The organism is Mangrovimonas sp. sgz306409 (assembly GCF_059735265.1).
In genome coordinates, this window is record NZ_JCAPEU010000002.1 from 283757 (window position 1) to 306375 (window position 22619).

Genomic DNA, 22619 nt, shown 5'->3' on the forward strand with positions numbered 1-22619 from the left:
TTTAAAATAAAAAATGAATACAAAATATATTGATTTAATCAATCAGTCCTTTTATTTTCCGCAAGAAGAATTTAAACTGGAAGGAAGCAACCTGCAGTTTCACGATATAGATTTAATGAAGTTGGTGGAGGCCTATGGTGCTCCATTGAAATTCACCTATTTACCGCAAATTTCAAATAATATCAACAAGGCCAAACAGTGGTTTGCTGCTGCTATTAAAAAGCATGATTACAAAGGCAAGTACAACTATTGTTACTGTACCAAGAGTTCGCACTTTAAACATGTGTTGAACGAGGCTTTGAAGAATGATATTCATATTGAAACCTCTTCGGCATTTGATATTGATATTGTGGAGTCCCTAAAAAAGGAAGGGAAAATTACCAATAAGACCTATGTGATCAGTAATGGATTTAAACGAGCGCAATACATTACCAATATTGCAAGATTGATCAATGAAGGTCACAAAAACTGTATTCCAATTATCGATAATTATGAGGAATTGGATTTGCTTTCCCAAGAAATCAAAGGGAAGTATAAAGTTGGAATACGCATTGCTTCTGAGGAGGAGCCAAAATTTGAGTTTTATACTTCTAGATTAGGGATTGGCTACAAAAATATAGTGCCTTTTTACAACAAGCAGATTAAGGACAACAAGAAGGTAGAACTAAAAATGTTGCATTTCTTCATCAACACAGGAATCCGCGACAATGCCTACTATTGGAACGAGCTTGCCAAATGTTTGAAAGTATATGTAAGCTTGAAAAGAATTTGTCCAACCTTAGACAGTTTGAACATTGGTGGCGGTTTCCCAATTAAAAATTCATTGGGATTTGAGTTTGATTACGAATACATGGTTGATGAAATCGTTAACCAAATCAACTTATTCTGTCAAGAAGAAGAAGTAGACGTTCCTAATATATTTACTGAATTTGGAAGCTTTACCGTTGGTGAAAGTGGAGGTGCCATTTACGAAGTGTTGTATCAAAAACAACAAAACGATCGTGAAAAATGGAACATGATCAACTCTTCGTTCATCACGACCTTACCAGATACCTGGGCCATCAATAAGCGTTTTGTGATGCTGCCAGTAAATAGATGGAACGATACGTATGAGCGCGTATTGCTTGGGGGTTTGACCTGCGATAGCGACGATTATTACAATAGCGAACAGCACATGAATGCGATTTATCTGCCTAAGTACAATAAAGATAAACCGTTGTATATAGGGTTCTTTAACACAGGGGCCTATCAAGAAACTATTGGCGGATTTGGAGGTTTGCAACACTGTTTGATCCCTTCGCCAAAACATATATTAATAGACAAAGACGAAGATGGCAACATCACAACAAAATTATTTAGTGAACAACAAAAAAGTGAAGACTTACTTAAAATTTTAGGTTACCATGAGCAATAAATCTTATGCTGGGATTTCTGAGGAATATTCCAAGTTAGACAGTTCAAAAATTGTGTTGATCCCTGTGCCTTATGAGGGTGCAAGTACTGGGAAAATAGGTGCAGACAAAGGCCCTGAAGCCTTTTTGAATGCTTCGGAACATATGGAGCTTTATGACATAGAAACCGATACCGAAGTATACAAACAAGGAATTTATCTTTCAAATCCAGTAACAGAAAACGCTTCTCCGGAAGCCGTGGTAGAGGCTGTTCATGAAACCACAAAAAAGTATATTAAGCGCAATAAATTTGTAACTTTGTTCGGAGGGGAGCATTCCGTTTCCATTGGAAGTGTTAGAGCTTTCAACGAGCTTTTCGATAACCTTACGGTTTTGCATATCGATGCCCATGCCTCTTTGCGTAAGTCATACAATGGTTCCAAATTCAATCAGGCTTGTGCCATGTACGAAGCGAGTCAAACTACAAATTTGATTCAGGTTGGTATTCGTTCTATGGATATCAAGGAAACTTCCGTAATGGATGAAGAAAAAATCTACTTTGCGCACGAAATGGCTGTAGACGATGCCTGGATGGACAACGTTGTCGATCAGTTAACTGATAATGTATTCATTTCTTTCGATTTGGATGCTTTAGACGTTTCCATCATGCCAAGAGTAGGCAAACCACAACCAGGAGGCTTGTTTTGGTATGAAACCTTGGAATTCTTGAAACAGGTGTTTGAAGAGCGCAACGTGGTTGGTTTTAATATAGTAGGGCTTTGTCCAAATGAAAATAGCAAAGCTTCGGACTTTTTAAGTGCAACCTTGTATTATAAAATGCTGTCTTATAAATTCTTAGGAAGTGAGGCTGATGAAGATTTTGATAATAATTTTAACGAGAATAGTTTAGGTATAAATAAATTTTCTAAATTTAGTGATAATGACGACGACAACTAAAGGACATATTTCACAGTTCATTGAAAAGTACTATTTACATTTCAATGCGGCTGCTCTTGTAGATGCTGCAAAGGGTTATGAAGAACAATTAAACAAGGGAGCCAAAATGTTGGTGTCCTTGGCTGGAGCCATGAGTACGGCAGAATTAGGTAAGATATTTGCCGAAATGATTCGCCAAGATAAAGTACAGATTATTTCTTGTACAGGAGCCAATTTGGAAGAGGATATCATGAATTTAGTGGCACATTCCCACTATAAAAGAGTACCAAATTACAGAGATTTGACGCCTCAGGAAGAATGGGATTTATTGGAGCAAGGATTGAATAGGGTAACCGATACTTGTATCCCAGAAGAAGAAGCGTTCAGACGTCTTCAAAAGCATATTCATAAAATTTGGAAAGATGCGGAAGACAATGGCGAACGTTATTTTCCTCACGAATTTATGTATAAAATGCTGTTGTCTGGAGTCTTGGAAGAATACTACGAAATCGACCTAAAAGATTCTTGGATGTATGCGGCCGCCGAAAAGAATTTACCTATTATTGTACCAGGTTGGGAAGACAGTACCATGGGTAATATCTTTGCAAGCTATGTTCTTAAAGGTGAGTTGAAAGCCAGTACAATGAAGTCTGGAATTGAATACATGACCTTCTTGGCCGATTGGTATACAGAGAATTCTGAAAACGGAATTGGGTTCTTCCAAATTGGAGGAGGTATCGCTGGAGATTTCCCTATTTGTGTGGTACCGATGCTGTACCAGGATATGGAAAGAACAGACACCCCGTTCTGGAGTTATTTCTGCCAAATTAGTGATTCAACCACCAGTTATGGATCTTATTCAGGCGCCGTTCCTAATGAGAAAATAACTTGGGGTAAATTAGATATTGATACACCAAAATATATAATAGAAAGTGATGCAACCATCGTTGCACCTCTAATTTTTGCCTATTTATTAGACATGTAATTATGAATAAGAAAGACAATAGAAAACGTGTAATAGTTGACTTTAAAAAGCTAACCCCTGAAATTTTGTCCCTTTTGGTACAAAAGTATCCTGATGGATATGATGACGACCAAATTATATCTTTCAAGAATGCCAAAAATGAATGGGTAGAATGTGTGGAGGTGTCAACAGAGGATACCAAGTACTTGGTGAAAGTAAGCACCAAACTTGCCGTGACGATGGAAAACTATGATGAAGATGATTATGAAGATTACGACAGCAACGATCCAGAAGCTGTTCAAGATCCTGAGCTACCAGTAGAAGACGAGAGTAGCGACGAGGATTAAAACGTCGTAATTCATCTGTGAAATAAGGTCTTTCAAAAAGGTGGAATATTTCAAAATACAGAAGAAGCTGCTCAATTTGGGCAGCTTTTTTTATCTCTAGTTTTAGAGAAGTTTTTTGTGTTTTCAAAGGTCTATTTTTTGTTGGCAACTGTACTGTGTGTCAAAAAATACTCTAAATTTATATAAATCAATGGCCTATGGAAACTCAATTTCACCTCTCATTGCCCTGTTTGAGTATTAGTAAAACCAAGGCGTTTTATACAGACGTATTGGGCGCCAAAGCTGGGCGTTCTTCCCAGAATTGGGTAGATATCGATTTGTTTGGGCACCAAATTACCTTTACCAAAAGTGGCCCCTTCAATTTTGATTTCAAAAACTACAGTTTCGGAGGGCAGGTATTGCCTTCGTTTCATTTTGGAGTGATTTTGGATCGCCGATCATGGAAAGTGTTGTTTCAAAAATTAAGTCAAAAGGAGGTGCTTCTACAATCCGAACTAGATTTTCTCTATGGGAAATTAGGTGAGCACCAATCATTTTTCATAAAGGATCCCAATGATTACACAGTCGAGTTTAAATGTTTTACAAATCCAGACGAAATTTTTAAATACTAATGTATACTGTAATTGCCTACCAAATAGCCGCGGCTATTCAGATTAGGGAGTGTAGGAATAGGTTGGGTTGGCGACTGTTGTTTTCAGACAGTGATGAACTGTTCTATCGTGTGGCGGAAGCGAAATTCTTTTATATTTTCCAATATGGCATGGTGAGTTTTTTCAATATGTCTTCACAGGAAATTGAAGATGCTTTGGAGAAGATCAAACCTTTCTGTAGGGATTTTATGGACGATAGAATCTCAGAAGAAGTTGAGGTGGTTATTCAAGCTGGAATTTTGAAGGTGGAATTTGAGCAGGTAATACTTCCGGAGATCAATAGTGAAATGGTTCGGTTGGTCATGCTCAATGCTTCACAATCTGTGGCTTTAAACCGTTATTCTGAAATTACCGAAGAATTACTTATCGAAACCAATAGGCATACCCAATATTTGGAGACCAATGGTAAATTGGATATTTCCGGTAACAAATTGAAACGCTTTATTGGGAAGGTACTGAACATTAAAAACAGGATTTCCGAAAACCTCTATATTTTTGATGCACCCATAATAACATGGGAAAACGAACAACTCAACAAACTTAACTACGACTTAAAACAATCCTTCGATTTAAAGGATCGCTATAACCTTATTCACGACCGCATTGAAATCATCAAAGAGAATTTGGAGCTTTTCAAAGATATCATGGACCACAATGAAAGCAGTAGGTTGGAGTGGATCATCATCATTCTTATTGTAATAGAAGTGGTCGATTTGTTTATCGCCAAATTAATCCTCTAAAGGATCTTTTTTAGTGCGTCGTAGTACTGTTTAGAAATGTGAATGCTATTATGAGAGGCGTCTTGTATAAGGGTTAACTCAATATTGTTGGGGTTGAGTTGCTGTAATTTTTGAGAATTCGTTTCAGTCTTAATCAAGAAATCCTTAGTGCCATGGAACATGTAAATAGGGCACTTAATATCCTTGATGAATTGATAGGTTGGGATGTCATATTTCAATAGAAACTTAGGTACCGGGGGTGCAATTTCTTCCGTGATCAAGGTTTGCCAAGAGTAATAGGGAGCATTTAAGATGAGCATTTTTGGATGGTTATTGGCGGCTAGGTAAGCCGCTAGGCCAGAGCCCAAAGAAAAGCCCAATACTACAATGTTATCTTCAGAATAATGTGTTTTGGTAAAGTCGTAGACCTTTTGCACATCGTTGAAAAGTTGGTCGCTGTTAGTGTATTCCCCATCACTTTTTCCATAGCCTCGATAATCCACAAAGAGAATGTCGTAACCATTACCTAAGTAAAGCGGTGCCCGTTTTCCCCAATCATGGATAGCTCCGGCATTGCCGTGCAGATACAAAATAACACCTTTTGGATTGTGGGTTTTAAACAGGACAGCGTTCAAAGAAATATGGTCTTCCACTTCAATGTTGAACTCTTCAAAAGGTTGTTTGAATTGAAATGCATAGGCCTTGTCCAAAAGTTTGGGATTGAAGAAAAAACGCTCTTGTTTAAAGTATAAAAAGGTTAAAGAGACAAAATACAATATTGCCAGCCCCAGAAGGATGCGTAGAAATCGCCTGAGTATTTTCTTTGGATTTATTTTCAATCTAAGAGAACTAAAGTGAAGCTATAAAAGCCTTGGTAAGAACAATTAAATTGGGCTCGGCCAAGGCCGCTGTGGCAATTATATCATCAATATTCACAGGCTGTAGATTGTCGGGGTCACCTTCATCAGTCAAGACAGAAATAGCCACCGCACGTAATTTTAAATGGTTGGCCACAATAATTTCAGGAACGGTACTCATACCAACAGCATCGGCTCCTAAAATCTTCAACATACGGTATTCGGCCTTGGTTTCTAATTGTGGTCCCAATACACTGGCATAAACACCTTCGTTCAATTTAATGTGATGCTGTTGGGCCAATGCTCTAAGGGTATTGTTCAATTCTTCATCATAGGGTTGGCTCATATCGGCAAAACGTTCTCCTAATTGAGACACTCCTTTAAAAGCCAATGGAGAATTGCCCAACAAGTTAATGTGGTCAGTGATAAGCATCAATTCACCTTTCTTAAATTCAAGATTGATGGCACCAGAAGCATTAGAAACTAAAAGGGTGTGGATGCCCAATTTCTCCATGATGCGCACCGGGTACGTAACGTCTTGTAACGAATAGCCTTCGTAAAAGTGAAAACGCCCCTGCATGATCACTACTTTTTTGCCTTCCAGTTCTCCATAAATCAATTTTCCTTTATGGAATTCAACCGTGGCGGTGGGAAAATTAGGGATGTGGTTATAGCTGACTTCCTTTAAAATGGTGACATCGTCAACTAAGGCGCCCAAGCCAGTTCCTAAGATGATACCCACTTCGGGAGCGTCAAATCCTTTTTCCTTTAAATACTCAACGGTTTCAGTGATGTAGTTAATCATGTGCAGTACGTTTATTACTTTCAAAAATATCCATTATACCACGAATTTCAAACAATTAAATAGCTAAATTGTTGCTAAATGTAAGGCGTAGGTCATTGCCAAGACCAAAGATGGAAATTGTAATAATACACCTATAAACTAAATTGAAATAACACATGACTTCCAAATTACTCATTCTATTTTGTTGTTTTACCTTAATGGTTCAGTCACAAATTCCTAAACAAGCCGAAGATGTTAGTCCTCTACTTATTGGAGAAACCATTCCAAAAGCCAAGGTTTTGGATCTTAATGGAGATGAAGTGTCTCTGCAAAATTTGATAAAGGAAAAGCCAACTGTTCTGGTATTTTATAGAGGGGGCTGGTGTCCTTACTGTAATACACAGCTGGGGGCTTTGGCTGAGGCGGAACAAGAAATTTTGGATTTGGGGTACCAAATAATTGCAATAAGCCCAGATCATTTCAAATATTTGAAGCCGACAGTTTTTACGCATGCCATGAATTACCAAGTGTATGCCGATCCTGAGGCCAAATTAATACAAGAGCTTGGTATTGGTTTTAAAACTCCTGACATGACAAAAATGTACATCGCCAATAAAACCAAATTGGACGCTACAAATATTTTGCCTGTGCCTTCCGTTTTCGTGTTGAATACTTCCGGCGATATTCTGTTTGAAAATATTAATCCTAATTATAAAGTGCGCTTAAGTACACCCTTATTGCTAGCCGTTTTGGAAGCTTTAAAAGAGGAATGAAAATACAAAAAGCCGAGACATTTACATCTCGGCTTTTCTATCTAGGATTATTGTTTTTTGATTATTCTTTGGAGGTAATCCATTCGTTAACCAAATCTTCCAACACGCTTAAAGGAACGGCTCCATTGGTCAATACCACTTCATGGAATTCCCTAAGGTCGAACTTATCTCCTAATTTTTCCTTGGCCATCTTGCGCAATTCCAAAATCTTGAGCATGCCTATTTTGTAGGCCGTAGCCTGCCCTGGCATCACAATATGGCGCTCTACCATGCGCACACATTCGCGGTCACTACCAGAAGTATTGGTCATATAATAATCGATACCTTCTTGTCTAGTCCATTTTTTGGCATGGATTCCCGTATCTACAACCAAGCGACAGGCTCTCCAAAGTTCCATGGCCAAACGCCCATAGTTAGAGTAAGGATCTTCATAGAAGCCCATTTCCTTTGGAATGAATTCACTGTAAAGTCCCCAACCTTCAACATAAGCCGTGTAGCTTCCAAATTTTCTGAATTTAGGAATCCCGGTTAGCTCTTGAGCAATGCTTCTGTCCATATGGTGCCCAGGAATACCTTCGTGATACGCTAAGGCCTCCATTTCAAACTTAGGCATGTTTTTGGTGTTGGCTAAATTGGCATAGTAAGTTCCAGGACGTGACCCGTCTGGGGTTCCAGAATTGTAAAAAGCTTTTCCGGCGGAGTTTTCACGGAAGGCTTCTACACGTTTTACTTGGATTTCAGCTTTAGGTTTGGTAATAAAAATGTCGTCCAAACGTCCGCGCATCGTATTGATGATATCCGTTGCTTTAGCAATATATTCCGCTTTGCCTTCTTCGGTATTTGGATAGTGAAACTGCTCGTCTTCTTTTAAAAATTTGAAGAAGTCCTGTAAGCTGCCTTCAAAGTTTACCTCTTTCATGATTTCTTGCATCTCACCATGAATACGAGCCACTTCTTTCAATCCTATTTCATGGATTTCCTCTGCAGTTAAGTTGGTTGTAGTAATGCGCTTTAAGCGGTTTTGGTAAAATGCTTCGCCTTCAGGGAATTTCCAACAACCGTCATCTGTAGTAGCTCTGGTAGCTTGAGATTGCAAAAATGCGATGAGTTTGTCATAGCCAGGTTTTACGCTTGTTTTTAAAGCCTCTTCTGCATCTTTGATCAAGGCTACTTTACTAGTGTCTGCAATGCTCAAGGCATTTACTTTGGTTTCAAAATCATTAAGAAGGGTAGAAGGTGCACCTTCATCAAAAGGGGCTCCTTTGATAATGTTTTTACAGTCTTCAATGACTCTTGGGAATACAAATTTTGGAGTTACAATGCCATTGGTTTCACGAATTTCCAAATTCTTAATCAATTGGTCAAATAAGGGTTCAACCCCTTTCAGTCTGGAAATGTAGGCAACCGCATCACTGGAATCTGCTACTGTGTGAATGTTGATTAAGAATGAAGGGATTTCTGAGTGCATCCCATGCATTTGGTTGATAGGATAGTTGTAAAACCGCCATTTGTAATCTGCAATGTTGTGCTCCAGGCCTTCAACAAATAATTTATAGCTCAGTTTTGTTTGGGTATCTAAAGCTTTGGGATCAATAGAATCTTTGGCGTATTGCAATTCTGTTTTGGCAATTTTCAGAGATTCATCCAAATGTTCTGGAGAAATATCATCCCATTTGTCGTAGTCTTTTTTTATGCCCAAATAACTTTGTTCCATTGGGGAGCGATCAAGGCCAAGATCGAAACTTTTATCAAAAAAGGCATTGGCTTTATCTGAATTCTCTTTAATGAGGTCTACTGTGAATTCCGTTTTATCTTTTTGCGCTTTGTCTTCTCCACAGCCCGCAAGACTTATCATGGCTAGGGAAGCAAGGGTTAATCGTAAAGTTTTCATAAATAACTTATGTGTTTTAAAATCATGATGGTTGTAAAACTAATCTTTTTTTACAATAAGCAGGTATTTCGTGAAGAAACCCCCTTTGTAAGGGCTTTCTAACTATTAGGGCTTAAGGGGCTTATTTAATATGACGAATCTGTATTGATTTTAATGATGGTAAAATAAAAACTATTGATGGTACTTATAGTGTTAGCCATTGTTATATGGAGTATTCTTGCACCGTAAAATCTCATTAACTAAGCATAAAGGATATGAAAAAAACACTAACACGTGCCTTATTGGTAGCCATAGGTGTAACTATGGTTGCCTGTCAGGGAAACTCAGAGCACACAGCTCAAGTGGATGCCAGTTCTGGTGCCACTAAGAAAAGTAGTTCCAATATGAAGGCAACCAGCAACAGCGATTGGTGGCCAAATCAATTGAACTTGGGGATTCTTAGACAAAATTCTGACTTGTCTAACCCAATGGCGGAAGACTTTGATTACATTAAAGAATTCAACAGCCTAGACTATAACGCTCTTAAAGGAGATATTAGAAAAGTTTTGACAGAGTCTCAAGATTGGTGGCCAGCAGATTTTGGTCACTATGGAGGATTGTTCATCCGTATGGCTTGGCATAGTGCCGGGACCTATCGTTCTGCCGATGGTCGTGGAGGATCACGTGCGGGACAACAACGTTTTGCACCGCTTAACAGCTGGCCAGACAACGCTAACTTGGATAAGGCGAGACGTTTAATTTGGCCAATCAAACAAAAGTATGGTAAGAAGATTTCTTGGGCCGATTTAATGGTATTGACCGGAAACGTTGCCTTGGAAGATATGGGCTTTGAAACTTTTGGTTTTGCTGGAGGTAGAGAAGACATGTGGGAGCCAGAAATAGATGTATACTGGGGAGCTGAGAAAGAATGGTTAAGTGACGAAAAGCGTTATTCAGGAGAACGTGAATTAGAAAATCCTTTGGCAGCAGTACAAATGGGATTGATCTACGTAAACCCAGAAGGACCTAACGGTGTGCCAGATCCATTATTGGCAGCAGACGACATTCGCGCTACGTTTGGTAGAATGGGAATGAATGAAGAGGAAACAGTAGCGCTTATCGCTGGTGGACACACTTTAGGTAAAGCACACGGAGCAGGACCTGCATCTCACGTAGGGGCAGATCCAGAAGGTGCTGGAATCGAGGAGCAAGGTTTTGGATGGAAGAGTTCTTATAAGTCTGGAAAAGGTGCCGATGCCATTACTTCTGGTTTGGAAGTAACGTGGACTGCTACGCCTACAAGATGGAGTCATATGTTCTTCTTCAGCTTGTTTGAAAATGAGTGGGAATTGACTAAAAGTCCAGCTGGAGGTCACCAATGGGTAGCCAAAGGAGAGCCTAAAATGATGGTGCCAGATGCTTACGATTCTGAAAAGAAACACAAGCCTACTATGTTCACTACCGATTTATCTTTAAGAATGGATCCTAGTTTTGAAAAGATTTCTAGAAAATTCTATGAGAACCCAGAATCATTCAACGAAGCTTTTGCACGTGCATGGTTTAAGTTGACCCACAGAGATATGGGGCCAAAAACGACGTATTTAGGTCCTGAAGCGCCAACTGAAGATTTGATTTGGCAAGATCCAATCCCTGCGGTTAACCACGAATTGATCAACAAAAAAGATATTGAAAGCTTGAAAGCTAGCATCCTTAGCTCAGGATTGACGATTAACGAAATGGTAACGACTGCTTGGGCTTCTGCTTCTACCTATAGAGGTTCAGACAGAAGAGGTGGTGCCAACGGTGCGAGAATTAGATTGGCGCCTCAAAAAGATTGGGAAGTAAACAACCCTAAGCAATTGGCTAAAGTATTGGGAGTTCTTGAAAACATTCAAGCGGAATTCAATGCTAAGTCTGGAGCTAAGAAAGTATCTATGGCCGATTTAATTGTATTGGCTGGAGCAGCAGGAGTTGAGAAGGCAGCGGCTAACGCAGGACATAGCGTAAACGTACCATTTGTACCTGGACGTATGGATGCCGTTCAAGACCAAACAGATGTAGAATCTTTCGGATTGTTGGAGCCAATGGCTGACGGATTCCGTAACTACTTGAAAACGCAATACACCATTTCAACAGAAGAATTGTTGGTGGACAAAGCACAATTGTTAACCCTTACAGCTCCTGAAATGACTGTATTGGTTGGTGGAATGAGAGCTATGGGTGCTAACTATGACGGTTCTAAGCACGGAATTTTCACTGATAGCAATGAACAATTAAACAATGGATTCTTTGTAAATCTATTGGATATGAGCACTGAGTGGAAAGCTATCGACGACACCAAAGAAACCTTCGAAGGAAGGGACAGAGCTACTGGTGAGTTGAAGTATACTGCTACTCGTGCCGACCTTATCTTTGGTTCTAACTCTGAGTTGAGAGCCTTGGCAGAAGTATACGGAAGTGCCGATGCTGAAGCTAAGTTTGTAAAAGACTTCGTGGCAGCTTGGGATAAGGTAATGAAGTTGGATCGCTTTGATTTGATCTATAAATAAATAGTTCCTTTAATTAGAATGAAAGAGGCTGACCTTAGGGTTGGCCTTTTTTTATTAGACGGGTTTTTAACCATAGATTTTTACCATATCAGGTTTCTCCGTAGTGTAGTAATGTACCCAAATGTATAAATGATTGAAGAAGGCAAGCCATAAGGCCGTCTTCGATTCCCAAAGGAAGCCAGGAATCCAAAGTAGAAAGAAACCAAAAACATACATACCATTGCTGGTGTATTTAAAAATTCCTTGGCTTACTATGGGCGTGTTTTTGTATTGCTCGGGGTAGAAGTGGTCAATGCCAAAGGCTCTATCCATTCCAAAATAAGTTTTTACGGAATAAAATAAATACGCTGCAGGAATAAACAGGATGAGGGATCCTGCCAGCGAAAGCCACCTTGGTAAATCTAAGGTATGGGCATTGGAGATGGCTAAAAGAATCAAGCTTATGGGGCGCAATAGGATAAGAACTGCAAAGCCAATTTTATAAAGTTGAAACCCTTTGGGACCAAACCATTTGGAGAGGCTCTGAAAATATAGTTCGAAACGCCAGCACAAGAGTACATATACTTGATGCACAATGGGTACGGCAATGGCCAAAAGGCTCCAAGTTTTTGTTGAAATCCCCCAAAGCTGGCCTTCGATTAATTCGGGGAGATTGCTAAAAAGCAGCGATAAAACCATCAATAGGCCTAAAAGAAAGGCCAAATGCCAGAACTGCCTTTTAAATATCGAGTTGTAGCTGCTTTTGATCATTTTGGGTTGTTTTGTTTGTTATGGAAGTGTCATGATTTCGGCTTCCAAGCCTGGTTTGGTCAATCCTAATTGCTCAATACTGAACAAATGAACATGATCTACATTCAAGGTATGAGTAAGTAACAACTGCGTATTGTAAGGCGTAAAGGCATCGTGGGTACCACTTTTTTGCCAATAGCTATCATTAAAACCTTTAAGCATTGTCACCAATTGGCTTCTTAGCCTTGGGAATGCTTCGAGGGCTGCTTCCAAGTTTTGTTGAAGGTAATAATCATGAGGTCTTTTTGCGTCAGGGGTGTAGCTTTGAATGTGTGGGTGTTCTTCTGTCTCAAATTTTTTAAAACGCGCCATCAGGATTGCTTGCGCTTCCACCAAATGGCAAACTTGCTCATGAATGCTCCATTTGTTTTCTAAACGTCTAAGTTTGTACAGGTCTGTAGGGATATAATTCAACAAGTTTTGGAGAATTGCAGGAGTGTGCTCCAAACTGGTAATAAAATGTTCAATATCCACCATTTTTTTAGTTTTTTATGGGCTCTATATGGTAATTACAAGGTACAAAAAAGCCACTGTATTATTGCAGTGGCTTCTGTTGCTTTGTACTATAAATTAAGTTTTGAATTTTTGACAATTGTTTATTCCTTACGCTTTTTAGATAAGCCAGACAAGGCCAAAATATAATTGGTTAGAATCTAGGTTGAACCTAAAACTACTGCCTTTAGAACTGTCTTGGTCACCTATTGTGTTTTTGTAAGAAGAATATCCAAGTGCACCTATATTTGCGTGCATCAAAAAGTTGTTTGACAATTGGAAGCTGACTCCAGGCCTAAAGCCAATGAACAACTCTTGTCTATCATTGTCACTGGTAGGACTGTCTTTGACGCTTTGTATGTATTTGAAATATTTTGCTTCTCCCTGAACGTGAAGCGCTAATTTTTTTCCTAAAGGAAAATATTTCTTGACATAAGGAAATATACTGTATTGGTTGATTGTCATTTCTGAACTTTCAGGATAATCATCTCTTTGGGATTCAGATGTTCTATGGTCATACCCTACGCCTAAACCCAGAATTAAATTGTTATTAATGGCATAGCCGACTTTTGGTGCAATGCCAAATCCAAATCCCGTATTTTCAATATGGTCATTTTGAAAGCTTTCACTGTTTGTGAAATACAAGGAAATATCCCCCTCAATGCTCCAAATACCTTTGTCTATTTGGAAGTTGTTGTTGTCCTGCGGACTTTCTTGTGCACTTATGGCACCGTGGAGTAATACTGTGAAGATCATCAATACTTTTTTCATAATAAAATTTTTAAGATTGTAATCTTCTTCTCTCAATGTTTGTGCCAACAGAAGCGCTTTACAACTTATTGACTATTTCTTAACATTGAAAGCCTTTTCAGAGAAGGGAATAACTAATGTATAGCCGTCTAAACTTGAAGGCAGCCCCTAAAACCACGTGCGGCATAGTAGCTTTCGGCACCATTGTGATATACAAAAACAGTATCATACCTGTAATCGGCAAAGAGGGCGCCACCTAGCTTTCTGATGTTTTCAGGAGTGGCTATCCAACTGGAGGTTTTGGCATCAAAATGCCCTAAGGTTTGTAGGTGTCGGTATTGGGTTTCGTTGAGCAATTCAATGCCCATGTCGGCAGAAAGATCCTGGACGTTGTGTTCGGGTTTGAACTTTTTGCGCGACTCTTGGGCAGCCCTGTCGAAGCAGGCACTTCGTCTACCTTTAGGACTTTCAGGAGCGCAATCTACAAACAGGTAAGTATCTGTAGAGGAATCGTAATCAATCACGTCTGGTTCGCCTCCTGTTTCTTCCATTTGAAACAAAGACCACAACTTGCTAGGGCTGTCCTGAAGCTTAGACGCAATATGTTGCCATTCCAAATTGTTGTGACGATGCTTATTCGCTTCAAAGCGTTGTTGCAAGGTGTTTAATAGGGATTCTGAAGCTTCGGTGGATAGCTGTTTTATTTGTGGGTTAGTCATCCTGGATTCTTGTTTCTAATTGCAGCGTCATAAAGATACATATTTGCCCTTAAACTTAAGAGGAACTAAAAACAGATTGGTTATCGTTTCAAGGTAAAATGCCCTGTGTGGGTTTTGCCGTTTGCCCGTGTTACCACAAACCAATAGTCATTAGACGGCATCATGTAGCCATTAAACGTGCCATCCCAAGCATCGTTTGCCCCTAGGTGTGTCAAGAGCTTGCCATATCGGTCATAGATTTTGGTGGTTAGTGTTGGTTCTTCATCTGTGAACTCAATGCTCCAAGTGTCATTGTAGGTGTCGCCGTTGGGTGTGAAAAACTTTCTGTAATACAGCAGGTATACCACTTCCGAAGCATTTCCGCAGCCATTTTTCTCCTGTACATATACCGTATACTCGCCACTTGGTAGGTCTGTAAACACATTGCTGTCCTGAAATATAAAACCATCTATAGAATATTCATAATACCCAATACTGCTATCTGTAAGATTAACGGTTATGGTATTTTGGGAATCGCTCCAATCGTCAATGACAATGTTTTGTATAGTAGGGGCATTGCCCAGTACCACATCAATGTCTAGAGTTGACGAACAGAATATATCTCCCAAATCTTGGGTAATCGTCACCGAATAGGTGCCGATCTCGGAAACCATTATGGAAGAAGTAGTTTCTCCAGTGGACCACAGATAGTCATAGAACCCTAGACCCGCATCAAGGGTAAGTGTGGCATCTTCGCAAAGTACCATAGTTTCCTCTAAGGGAGTCTCCGGAGTACTTTGTAATAGCAAGTTCAATTGTGCTACTTGGTAACATTGATCTGAAGAATCAATTCTAGCGTAAACAGTTCCATCTTCTGAAGTCAATTCATAGACTTCAGGTGAGGTAATTTGTGAATCTAGAGATGCATTTTCGGCGCCTTCCAAAGAGGTGAAATAGGTAAAGACACAATCAGTACAGGTGGCCATTTCGGATTCATAATTGGTGATGTTAATGGTTTCCACGCCATCGTTCAATTCATCACAAAAAATATCCGATATATCATTGATTGTAAGAGTAGGGGATACAATGGTTACCGTAATACCTAAACGCTCATCACTTTCACAACCGTTTACGGTTTCTTGGGCAGCATAGTATGTAGCTCCACTAACCAACGAGGCAGTTTCCATAAGCTGGTTGCCTCCTTCCAGACTGTCGTACCAAACTGCCGAGCCGTTCACTTCCAAATCTGATACATTGGGCTGTTGTGTTGTACAAAATTTCTGCTCTATTTCACCGGTCAAAACTACCGGGGTTTCCAATACTTCAATTGTTATGATTTCTGAAACTATCCTACAACCCGCAGTTTCGATATTGCCTTCATCGGCCACGGCCAATCGGTACATGTAGGTACCCGGTGTTGAGCTTACCGTAAACGTATAGTTAATAGCTGTGGCTCCCGAAATATCCATCCAGGTGCTTCCCTCGTCGGTGCTGGTTTGCCACTGGTACATGGGGTTGGTATATCCGGAGGAAACGGTGCCCTGCAAGGTATAGTTTACCGTTTCGTTTTCGCAGACTGTTAGGGTAGCGCCGGATTCATCTTCCACGGCTGTGGTGACTGTTGGTCCACAGGGGCGAAAAGTAATATCATCTAAGGCAATGTCGTTTCCAGGTGCAGCGCCTACCTTGTTGTTGCGCATTCTTATTACAACCGTTTCAATATCGGCGGGTGTGGTAAAGTAGAATCCATACTGTTTCCATACGGCATTAGATTGTAAGGGGATGTCTCCGGTATTGTATGAGTTGAGAATGGTGCCATCTTCCTGTTCAATGGTCAAGGTAATATTGGGCAAGCTGTTGTCGGTACTTCGGAGCAGGTTCATGATCCAAACCGCGAACTCGTAGGTAGTATTAGGGCAAAGTCCAGTTACGGTTTTCTTATAAAAATAGTCGGTGATGGAAAAACTGGCATTCACCACCATCATGTACCCACCTCCAGTATGGTCTGTTGTGGTCCACCAAGTGTTTGGGGTATTGGTGGTGCTTTCGATTGTATAGTAGCCATCCTGTGGAAAATCGGCCGTGGTCCAACTATAACTAGTGATATCACTGCCCAAAGGCGAACCATGGGTAGCGGTTCCCGAACCAAAATCTATATTTACAATAGGGTCTCCCAAACTGCCTTCGCACAGTTGGGCGTTTACCGAACAGACTCCTGCCATGACAAACAGCAAAAAATAAAGCGATTTTGTAAACAAGGTCTTTTTGTTTACAAATTAGCCTAATGTTGAGGTGTCCTCAAAAAGATATCTACTGTTGTGGAAAAGCCATCTACAAATCCCTAAAAACTATCGACCATTAATTTTTGTGTGTATTGGAATTCATATAAACAGCATCCTGATTTATAGGAACTTTAAGTTGTCATGTTCCTACGTTGCCTAAAGGCTTCGTAAAGCACAATGCCGGTAGCAGTAGCCAAATTCAAACTTTCTACATTGCCCATCATATCTATGCTTATGCAAAATTGGCAGCGTTGCAGGACCGTATCACTTAGGCCATTGGCCTCATCTCCAAACCAAATGGCCAATTGGGGCTGGGTTAATGGGCTTTCCGGAAGGGGGTAATGCTGTACTCCGTGGCTATGTGGAGAAGTGCCCACACTGCAAAATCCTTGTTTTTCCAAAAAGTCAAAGCATTCATCGGTAGTGTCAAAGCGTTGTATATGGGTGTATTTTACCGCGCCTTTGGAATGTTTTAGAATAGATTTGCGCTGGCGCAGTTGTTCCAAATCGCTTTCAAGGCGGTTAAGGCCGTCAATAACATAAAGCTTGTCTACCCCAAGGGCATTAACGTTCCTTATCACGGTGCCAATGTTCATGATATAGTTGGGGTTTTCCAAAACGGCGATAAGTTGTGGTGTACTCACAGGTTGTTTCAAGTTAGGGTATCCAATTTATGCGAAGGTATTACAAATTAAAAAGCCAGTCACGTTTTTATGGTCACTGGCTTTATATGCTATAGTTAAAATAAATTATGTGCTTAGGAAGGGAAGACACTTTTTAGCACCATCATTATGGCGCTATTGCTACATTGGCGACACTACACTGCAATTATGTTTTAGTAATGTGTAGAGGATAGATCCATTGTGCTATTGCTTAAGTGTCAAGTCATCACCGATTTGATTTTTTCAACCACTTCGGGTGTAATCTCGGTTAAGCCGTGAACAGTTTTGGCGTGTTCGGCGGCCATTTTTAGGGCTTCTTCCTCTGAGCTGGCTTTGATAACGCCATCACAGTCAAACCCTACATCCCTGCATTTAATTGTTTTTTCCATGAGTACTTAATTTATATTGATTGTTTAAGTTTCTCTTTGCTAGGGGCGTGAGCTTTAAATTAAGAAAAAATATTGAGCTGTAGGGCTTTATGCTTTAAAACTTCTTAAACACCTTCAGCCTAAAAACAATATCGTTGGTACGTTCATAAACTTCGTATTTGGTGTAGTGGTAGGCGGCATTGGCTTCAACTTTAAAGCCTTTATTTATTTTGTATCCTAGGCCAGGTGTAATGCGAATGACATCGTTAAACTGGGTAGACTTTATCAAATTGAAGAAGAATTCTATTTCCAAGGGCACATAAAAGCCCTGTTCCTCTCCAAAACCAACGCCTTCTAAGCCAATGGTACCTTTCGCCTTGTAGCGCAAACGCATCCCAAACACATCGTCATCGTCTAACTCTGTAAACATAAAGCGTTCTTCGAGTTGTAGGGACTGGGCAAACTCAAATCGCGGAGCCCAATTAAAAGCGAAGGTATAGCCTTGGTGAGGGCGTATCTCCAAAGAGTTGATATCGTTTTTGGAACTTAGAAAAAATAGGCCAGCTCCTGCATACAGGGTTTCTTTGTGTTTAAAGGCTTTAAACAGCAGGGTGTCTGCTGTGTATTGGTAATGGAGCCGGGTCACAAAGCGGTGCCAATGTTTGGGCCAAATGGTGCGGTAGCCAACTTCCAAGGTAAAGCGTTGGTTGTTGCTAATATTCCAATAGGGCCTGAAATCTACCCATAGCTGTCGGGTGAAGTCTGAGGAGTCCTCTTCCTGTTGTTCTTCGGTTTGTGCATATAGGTTTGTAGTGGCATACAAACAACAAAACAGTAACGCCATCCATAGCTTTGAAGGACAAAAAACATATTTTGCCTTTGGATGTAGATGCTTGTTTACTGCCATATGTTGCTGTTTTGAGACCTATAGCAATGCCCTTGCAGCATTGCTTTAAACGCTTAAAAAGCGTTGTGATAAACTGTTATGCCTTATAAAAATATCAAGAAATAGGGAAGGAAGTGTATATGTTGGGGAGATATTTTTTTATATCCCTATGCCATACATGTAGATTTCTTGGTATTTCTATTTACAATTGATAGGAGTTGTTTTTTAAATGTTAAAGGATTGCAGGAGTTTTAAAGTTTAAAAGAAAGACGCTGATAGTTTTTCTCTCCCCATCAGGATGAATAGTATGCCAAGGATGAAACCACTTATCAATCCTCCAAAGTGGGCTGCATTATCAATACCTCCAATAAAGCCGAGCAATAAGTTTAGACCTCCAAATATCCCCAAAAGGCTCCAGGACATACTGCGCATGTTTTTTGGATAAATTTTAAAAACTGTAAACGCTAACATTAATCCATAAAGCCCAAAAATTGCACCAGAGGCACCAACACTTACGGTATGTTCGTTCCAATAAATACTGCTTAAACTTGCAAGTACACCGCATACAAGAAAGCTTGTCAAAAATTTAATTTTTCCAAGGGTTCCTTCAAGTAGCATAGCCCCAAAAAATAGGGCAACAAGATTTGAGATAATATGCATAAGCCCAGAGTGAATGAATATAGAGGTAAATAGTCTCCAATATTCTCCGTTTAATACTTCAAGTCTTCTGTTACCACCAACTTCCAAAAGCTCTTTAGGAGTTGGAGACGTAATGTTAAGTCCATAAATTGTCAAAGCAACAAATACTATAATATTTAGGGAGAGAAGTATAGTTGTAGCTTTAAAAGGACCTTTAAAGTTGAACAATTGTAGAAGTACCAACAGGTCGTCATCTTTTAAAGGTTTATTGTTTTTGAAGTCATTCAGCTCTTTTTGGTCTATTTTGGGAATGATAACCATGAAAAATACTATGATTGTTCCAATACCAAATGAACGGAAAATTAAAGGGAGTGTATTGCCAAGTCTTTGTTGAAAGTCTTTATTTTTTGGAACTAGAATGATCTGATTGTTTTTATTGATTTCGGGGAGGCGATCCATTATGGCTTCATAGTAACCGTCCCTTTCGTCGGAATAGGTAAGTTTTTCAAAGTAATTTACATTTTGGAAGTTATAGGTATTAAAGTCCTGTTCCGATCTTTCTATAAAACTTCGGTATGCTTTGTTTTTTTCAAAATCATTACTTCGGTTGCTCATTCCCCATTCGTAATCTACACCATACCAAACATTGTCATTGTTTGAGAAAGGACAGGCTATGTAAAGTTGGAAATTTAAATGTTCATTATGTTTTCCACTAGTACGGGATGTAACATAGGAGGAATTGAAATTTCTGTCTATATCGAAATTTTCAATTTTAAAATATTTTTCTCTTCGGAAGTTGTGTATCTCATCAGCTCCCTTAATTTCAATCAAGTCAAAAGAGGCTTTTTCAAGATAATCTTGACTTAGCAGGATAGGGATTGCAATTGCTAAGGATATTATGAATTGATAAAGGAAATATCCGTTGTCTCTTTTGCCTCTTATTTTTAAGAATCTAACTCTGCGTCTAAGCCAAATAACGATAGGAATCCAAGGAAGAATAAATGGAATCCAAAATTTCAGCTGTTCTCTTTTAAGGGGAAGCATGCCTAATTTGATGTCGAATATCCATCTAAACAGATTGTAGAACGCAAAACTACCTATTGCTACTAGTAGAAATGGAAGGTAAATTTCGGTAAGTTTAATTTTAATGTTTTTCAATTCTAGGTTGGTTTGATAGTTCTGGCAATGGCCCCAAATGCAAAAGTATTGGATATTTCATCTTAAAGAACTTCTTAAAGGAGCAGCAAATAAATATACTTCTTTTTCTTACAAATCCAAGTTTTCAAAGAGCCAAACCACCCCAATATTGGGTAGTCATATTTCTGTTTTTGGAGGTAAAAAGTGAAATTTTTGGCAATTGTTTGTAAAGCCCTGTGTTTACAGTGGGTAGGGCTTGATTGGGGGTTTCTTCGGTGTAGGGGCATTCCCGAGCAAATATCCTCGAACCATTCTCGAACAATCCTCGAACAAACCTCGAACAACCCCTCCCTTAAAAATAGCAGTGATGTGTCATAAGGGGTCACGAGACTAAAAATGGGTTGAAAATTGGGCTTTTTTGTACCTATACCCTAAGGGCTTTTAGCTTCTCAAATTCATGGCGCAAAGTAAGGTGACAGTCGGGGTCCATGATGATGGTATTGATGCTCATTTTGCCTTGGGTACTGGCAATGGTATAAATGCCCGCCGCCTCACTAATGGTGCTTATATTGGCCAAGGCTATGGTTTTTGGGAATAGGCTATGTTTGGTAAGCTGCCCATTGGCAATGCTTAGGTATTGCTTCTTGTTTTCATAATAATACAATAGCAACTCGGCAATGCCGGTGGCTATATTGGCTCCTGCAATGGTGGATAAATAGGCTTCGTTGGTAGCCCAAAATTGTTTGATGATTAAAAGGATAATGCTCAAAGCGATAAAGAATAGGCCCATTTTTATATGGCCAGTAAGGCGTGCTTTGGTATAGCGTATTTGTATCATGGTTGGTGTGGGATGGTTAATGTATTGGTCTCACAAAATAGAAAAATGTTATTACAAATCCTATAAAAATTAGAAAAGCACCCATACAATCTAGACCGTATACGTGCTTTTCAATTGGGTATTGGGGAAAATTTATTGTTGGGTGCCGCTCCACTCACCACTCATATTGGCGGTAGCGTTGTTCCAGGTGCCAGAGGCGTTGCTGCCATCCAACTGTCCCGTAAATAGGGCGCCACTGCTGGCATTTCCCACCGTTGCAGTTAGGTCGCCGTTTTCTTGAACAAAGCCGCTCACGGTATAGGTGCCGTTAAATACTTGTGATGAGGCGGTGCCGCTTACGGTACCGTCGGCATTTATTTGCATGGTCCAACTGCCATTGTCCTGTGCGCCAGTATAGGTGCCGCTCCATTCGCCTTCATAGGCTAGGGGGTCGCTGCTGTTGTCGTCGTCGGTCGAGCAGCTTGTGCCAAGCATACTCATAAATACCAATAGTACCATGGTGATGTGTTTCATAAACATGTTTTTTTGAATTAATAAATGATGGTGTGTTATGGTTAAAAGGCACCATGCTTTTCAACAGATAGAGGTTTCTCAAACACTATGCCATTGTATTGTTTTGTAAGAAAATTGCATGGGTTTATGCTTCCAAAAAGGGAGTGATTACCTCTTCCCACTTGTTGCGCTCGTTTAACACAAGGTCATATTTTTTGCCTTTGAGCGTGGTAATGCGCAGGCCATTATCGGCTATGTTGGCCGTTTTACGAGGTGTAATGCTGGCAATATCTTTATAGGCAATATTGGTTTGCCCACGTTGGATGTTGTATTTGTGCGAAATGAATACCAATTGTTGGTTGGTAGCAAACAGTTTGCCTCCAACAGCTTCGATACCGCGGTAAAGGTTGGCTGGGCCTTCCAAAAGTAATTCTTCGCTTGCTGAAAGGGGGAGTTGAATGTGTTTATCGCTCCAAGAAATCATTCTGTTGGCCGTTTTTTGAGTAATGTAGGGCATGCCAATGCCCATAAATAACCCAAAGAAAACACCTTGCATGATCAGCATTGTAGAATCAAAATTTGGGACTTCAAAAAATAAATCAAAAAGGAATAGCACTCCAGCGAACATTGTGCCAGCTATAATACCCATTAAGATTCGTTGCTTTACTGTGAGCTTTACAATTTGGTTGGTAGTTTTCATGGTTTCATTGGATTGAATAAGGTCACAATTTATAAAAACAAAGTTG

Annotated in this window: 23 protein-coding genes; 8 read left to right on the plus strand and 15 right to left on the minus strand. The window is 39.8% G+C overall.

The annotated features are described in order from the left end of the window. The first annotated feature begins 13 nt into the window (after positions 1 to 13). The 6 genes from AC6I5C_RS04625 (at position 14) to AC6I5C_RS04650 (ending at position 5028) form a co-directional block, all read left to right on the plus strand. Positions 14 to 1414 carry an arginine decarboxylase gene (locus AC6I5C_RS04625; RefSeq protein WP_497904146.1) on the plus strand — a complete coding sequence of 467 codons (1401 nt, stop codon included), beginning with the start codon at positions 14 to 16 and terminating at the stop codon, positions 1412 to 1414. Next, entirely contained in the window at positions 1404 to 2348 is a 945-nt protein-coding gene (speB, locus tag AC6I5C_RS04630) for an agmatinase (RefSeq protein ID WP_497904147.1), read from the plus strand. Before AC6I5C_RS04625 ends, speB begins: the two co-directional genes overlap by 11 nt. Continuing rightward, a complete protein-coding gene (locus tag AC6I5C_RS04635; protein ID WP_053976160.1) occupies positions 2332 to 3312 on the plus strand; it encodes a deoxyhypusine synthase family protein in 981 nt (326 codons plus the stop codon). The genes speB and AC6I5C_RS04635 overlap by 17 nt, the downstream gene beginning before the upstream one ends. Before the next feature lie 2 nt (positions 3313 to 3314). Then, positions 3315 to 3638, plus strand: coding sequence for a hypothetical protein (locus AC6I5C_RS04640; RefSeq protein ID WP_053976159.1), 324 nt, complete (start codon positions 3315 to 3317; stop codon positions 3636 to 3638). A gap of 197 nt (positions 3639 to 3835) precedes the next feature. Continuing rightward, a complete protein-coding gene (locus AC6I5C_RS04645) occupies positions 3836 to 4249 on the plus strand; it encodes a VOC family protein (protein WP_497904148.1) in 414 nt (137 codons plus the stop codon). Beyond that, positions 4249 to 5028, plus strand: a complete 780-nt coding sequence (locus AC6I5C_RS04650) for an RMD1 family protein (protein WP_497904149.1) — start codon at positions 4249 to 4251, stop codon at positions 5026 to 5028. The genes AC6I5C_RS04645 and AC6I5C_RS04650 overlap by 1 nt, the downstream gene beginning before the upstream one ends. Here the strand turns inward: AC6I5C_RS04650 and AC6I5C_RS04655 are convergent. Continuing rightward, positions 5025 to 5717, minus strand: a complete 693-nt coding sequence (locus AC6I5C_RS04655) for an alpha/beta hydrolase (RefSeq protein ID WP_497904150.1) — start codon at positions 5715 to 5717, stop codon at positions 5025 to 5027. The two genes, AC6I5C_RS04650 and AC6I5C_RS04655, sit on opposite strands and share 4 nt — an antisense overlap. Positions 5718 to 5856: 139 nt before the next feature. Further along, positions 5857 to 6669: a purine-nucleoside phosphorylase gene (locus AC6I5C_RS04660; protein ID WP_497904151.1), complete on the minus strand. Its 813-nt coding sequence runs from the start codon at positions 6667 to 6669 to the stop codon at positions 5857 to 5859. Between the two features lie 155 nt (positions 6670 to 6824). Here AC6I5C_RS04660 and AC6I5C_RS04665 point away from each other — a divergent pair, with 155 nt between their 5' ends. Beyond that, entirely contained in the window at positions 6825 to 7421 is a 597-nt protein-coding gene (locus tag AC6I5C_RS04665) for a peroxiredoxin-like family protein (protein WP_497904152.1), read from the plus strand. A gap of 61 nt (positions 7422 to 7482) precedes the next feature. On the opposite strand, the gene AC6I5C_RS04670 is transcribed toward AC6I5C_RS04665, so the two are convergent. Further along, positions 7483 to 9312, minus strand: coding sequence for a DUF885 domain-containing protein (locus AC6I5C_RS04670; RefSeq protein ID WP_497904153.1), 1830 nt, complete (start codon positions 9310 to 9312; stop codon positions 7483 to 7485). A 254-nt stretch (positions 9313 to 9566) separates the two neighbouring features. On the opposite strand from AC6I5C_RS04670, the gene katG reads away from it, so the two are divergent. Next, entirely contained in the window at positions 9567 to 11840 is a 2274-nt protein-coding gene (gene katG, locus AC6I5C_RS04675; protein WP_497904154.1) for a catalase/peroxidase HPI, read from the plus strand. 66 nt (positions 11841 to 11906) lie between these two features. Here katG and AC6I5C_RS04680 read toward each other — a convergent pair whose 3' ends face one another. The 12 genes from AC6I5C_RS04680 to AC6I5C_RS04735 form a co-directional block, all read right to left on the minus strand. Then, positions 11907 to 12590 carry a methyltransferase gene (locus AC6I5C_RS04680; RefSeq protein ID WP_497904155.1) on the minus strand — a complete coding sequence of 228 codons (684 nt, stop codon included), beginning with the start codon at positions 12588 to 12590 and terminating at the stop codon, positions 11907 to 11909. A gap of 18 nt (positions 12591 to 12608) precedes the next feature. Then, positions 12609 to 13106: a DinB family protein gene (locus AC6I5C_RS04685; protein WP_497904156.1), complete on the minus strand. Its 498-nt coding sequence runs from the start codon at positions 13104 to 13106 to the stop codon at positions 12609 to 12611. 135 nt (positions 13107 to 13241) lie between these two features. Beyond that, the gene (locus AC6I5C_RS04690; RefSeq protein ID WP_497904157.1) at positions 13242 to 13892 is read right to left on the minus strand and encodes an outer membrane beta-barrel protein; all 651 of its coding nucleotides are present in this window, start codon (positions 13890 to 13892) and stop codon (positions 13242 to 13244) included. Positions 13893 to 14020: 128 nt separating this feature from the next. Then, entirely contained in the window at positions 14021 to 14590 is a 570-nt protein-coding gene (locus AC6I5C_RS04695; protein WP_497904158.1) for a DUF4256 domain-containing protein, read from the minus strand. 80 nt (positions 14591 to 14670) lie between these two features. Next, a complete protein-coding gene (locus tag AC6I5C_RS04700; RefSeq protein WP_497904159.1) occupies positions 14671 to 16791 on the minus strand; it encodes a T9SS type B sorting domain-containing protein in 2121 nt (706 codons plus the stop codon). A gap of 191 nt (positions 16792 to 16982) precedes the next feature. Then, positions 16983 to 17495 carry a TrmH family RNA methyltransferase gene (locus AC6I5C_RS04705; protein WP_497904160.1) on the minus strand — a complete coding sequence of 171 codons (513 nt, stop codon included), beginning with the start codon at positions 17493 to 17495 and terminating at the stop codon, positions 16983 to 16985. A 236-nt stretch (positions 17496 to 17731) separates the two neighbouring features. Then, positions 17732 to 17902, minus strand: a complete 171-nt coding sequence (locus AC6I5C_RS04710) for a DUF1059 domain-containing protein (protein ID WP_082331928.1) — start codon at positions 17900 to 17902, stop codon at positions 17732 to 17734. Between the two features lie 94 nt (positions 17903 to 17996). After that, positions 17997 to 18788, minus strand: a complete 792-nt coding sequence (locus tag AC6I5C_RS04715) for a DUF2490 domain-containing protein (protein WP_497904161.1) — start codon at positions 18786 to 18788, stop codon at positions 17997 to 17999. 237 nt (positions 18789 to 19025) lie between these two features. Further along, the gene (locus AC6I5C_RS04720) at positions 19026 to 20564 is read right to left on the minus strand and encodes a rhomboid family intramembrane serine protease (RefSeq protein ID WP_497904162.1); all 1539 of its coding nucleotides are present in this window, start codon (positions 20562 to 20564) and stop codon (positions 19026 to 19028) included. Positions 20565 to 20967: 403 nt separating this feature from the next. Next, a complete protein-coding gene (locus tag AC6I5C_RS04725; protein WP_497904163.1) occupies positions 20968 to 21381 on the minus strand; it encodes a hypothetical protein in 414 nt (137 codons plus the stop codon). A gap of 132 nt (positions 21382 to 21513) precedes the next feature. Further along, positions 21514 to 21744 carry a hypothetical protein gene (locus AC6I5C_RS04730; RefSeq protein ID WP_497904164.1) on the minus strand — a complete coding sequence of 77 codons (231 nt, stop codon included), beginning with the start codon at positions 21742 to 21744 and terminating at the stop codon, positions 21514 to 21516. Between the two features lie 274 nt (positions 21745 to 22018). Beyond that, positions 22019 to 22573: a PH domain-containing protein gene (locus tag AC6I5C_RS04735; protein ID WP_497904165.1), complete on the minus strand. Its 555-nt coding sequence runs from the start codon at positions 22571 to 22573 to the stop codon at positions 22019 to 22021. Positions 22574 to 22619 lie beyond the last annotated feature (46 nt).

Bases quoted from the DNA above. Each gene is read 5' to 3' on its own strand.
- AC6I5C_RS04625 (WP_497904146.1), top strand. From the start codon at position 14: ATGAATACAAAATATATTGATTTAATCAATCAGTCCTTTTATTTTCCG.
- speB (WP_497904147.1), top strand. From the start codon at position 1,404: ATGAGCAATAAATCTTATGCTGGGATTTCTGAGGAATATTCCAAGTTA.
- AC6I5C_RS04635 (WP_053976160.1), top strand. From the start codon at position 2,332: ATGACGACGACAACTAAAGGACATATTTCACAGTTCATTGAAAAGTAC.
- AC6I5C_RS04640 (WP_053976159.1), top strand. From the start codon at position 3,315: ATGAATAAGAAAGACAATAGAAAACGTGTAATAGTTGACTTTAAAAAG.
- AC6I5C_RS04645 (WP_497904148.1), top strand. From the start codon at position 3,836: ATGGAAACTCAATTTCACCTCTCATTGCCCTGTTTGAGTATTAGTAAA.
- AC6I5C_RS04650 (WP_497904149.1), top strand. From the start codon at position 4,249: ATGTATACTGTAATTGCCTACCAAATAGCCGCGGCTATTCAGATTAGG.
- AC6I5C_RS04660 (WP_497904151.1), bottom strand. From the start codon at position 6,669: ATGATTAACTACATCACTGAAACCGTTGAGTATTTAAAGGAAAAAGGA.
- AC6I5C_RS04665 (WP_497904152.1), top strand. From the start codon at position 6,825: ATGACTTCCAAATTACTCATTCTATTTTGTTGTTTTACCTTAATGGTT.
- AC6I5C_RS04670 (WP_497904153.1), bottom strand. From the start codon at position 9,312: ATGAAAACTTTACGATTAACCCTTGCTTCCCTAGCCATGATAAGTCTT.
- katG (WP_497904154.1), top strand. From the start codon at position 9,567: ATGAAAAAAACACTAACACGTGCCTTATTGGTAGCCATAGGTGTAACT.
- AC6I5C_RS04680 (WP_497904155.1), bottom strand. From the start codon at position 12,590: ATGATCAAAAGCAGCTACAACTCGATATTTAAAAGGCAGTTCTGGCAT.
- AC6I5C_RS04685 (WP_497904156.1), bottom strand. From the start codon at position 13,106: ATGGTGGATATTGAACATTTTATTACCAGTTTGGAGCACACTCCTGCA.
- AC6I5C_RS04690 (WP_497904157.1), bottom strand. From the start codon at position 13,892: ATGAAAAAAGTATTGATGATCTTCACAGTATTACTCCACGGTGCCATA.
- AC6I5C_RS04695 (WP_497904158.1), bottom strand. From the start codon at position 14,590: ATGACTAACCCACAAATAAAACAGCTATCCACCGAAGCTTCAGAATCC.
- AC6I5C_RS04700 (WP_497904159.1), bottom strand. From the start codon at position 16,791: ATGGCAGGAGTCTGTTCGGTAAACGCCCAACTGTGCGAAGGCAGTTTG.
- AC6I5C_RS04710 (WP_082331928.1), bottom strand. From the start codon at position 17,902: ATGGAAAAAACAATTAAATGCAGGGATGTAGGGTTTGACTGTGATGGC.
- AC6I5C_RS04715 (WP_497904161.1), bottom strand. From the start codon at position 18,788: ATGGCAGTAAACAAGCATCTACATCCAAAGGCAAAATATGTTTTTTGT.
- AC6I5C_RS04725 (WP_497904163.1), bottom strand. From the start codon at position 21,381: ATGATACAAATACGCTATACCAAAGCACGCCTTACTGGCCATATAAAA.
- AC6I5C_RS04730 (WP_497904164.1), bottom strand. From the start codon at position 21,744: ATGCAAATAAATGCCGACGGTACCGTAAGCGGCACCGCCTCATCACAA.
- AC6I5C_RS04735 (WP_497904165.1), bottom strand. From the start codon at position 22,573: ATGAAAACTACCAACCAAATTGTAAAGCTCACAGTAAAGCAACGAATC.